The following is a 782-nucleotide window of genomic DNA, read 5'->3' on the forward strand; positions in this document are numbered from 1 at the left end:
GCCGATACGGCGACCACGGCCGAGGATACGCCGCTGGTCATCGCCGCCGCGGACCGGCTGGCTATCGCCGAGGACATCAAGGGCGCCACGCTCTCGGGTACCGGCGTCGGCGGCGCGGGCGGATGAACCGGGGCGCTCGATGAAGGCGAGGTCACTTTCACGCCGGACGCGAACGTCAACGGCGACGGTCGGCTTTCCGATTGAGCTCGGGGGCAAGCGCGCTGCGCGCTTGACCGCGGCTGACCGCGGGCGGGAGCTTGCGCAGGCTGAACTTTCGAACGTGCGTGCGCAACTGCGCGCAGACGTCGTACGAGCGTTCTTCGGTGTGCTTGTCGCTCAGCAGCGGGTTGCGCTGACGGCGAACTCGGCTCAGCTCGCGACACGGGGTGCAGACGTTGTCTCCAAGCGAGTGGCTGCGGGAAAGGTTTCTCCCGTGGATGAGACGCAGGCCCGTGTCGACCAGGCCAACGCGCAGCTCGAAGCCGACGAAGCAGTGAGCGAACTGGAGTCGGCTCGTCAAAGCCTGGCTTCCCTTTGGGGCGACTCAGTACTGCAGTTCGGTGCTGTCCAGGGTGACATCGAACTCTTGCCCGTCCGCGCTACGCCCGCAGTGCTGGCCCGGGAGCTCGACAACGCCCCGGCTCTGCTGACCAATCGCATCGAGGCCGACCGGCGGCGCGCGCTCATCGACATCGAGCGGAGCAGGGGCGTATCCGACCTCACCGTGACCGTAGGCGTAAAGCGGGACAACGACCTCGGTCGTACGCAAGCTGTCGTGGGCG

1 protein-coding gene is annotated in these 782 nt (G+C 67.5%); it reads left to right on the plus strand.

The window, feature by feature from the left end:
• Nucleotides 1-139: 139 nt before the first annotated feature.
• Nucleotides 140-782: TolC family protein (locus D9R14_RS23005; protein WP_147453091.1), on the plus strand; the 643-nt coding region annotated here is incomplete at its 3' end.

The sequence above is a fragment of the Xanthobacter tagetidis genome, assembly GCF_003667445.1.
In the GTDB taxonomy this organism is placed as follows: Bacteria; Pseudomonadota; Alphaproteobacteria; order Rhizobiales; family Xanthobacteraceae; genus Xanthobacter; species Xanthobacter tagetidis.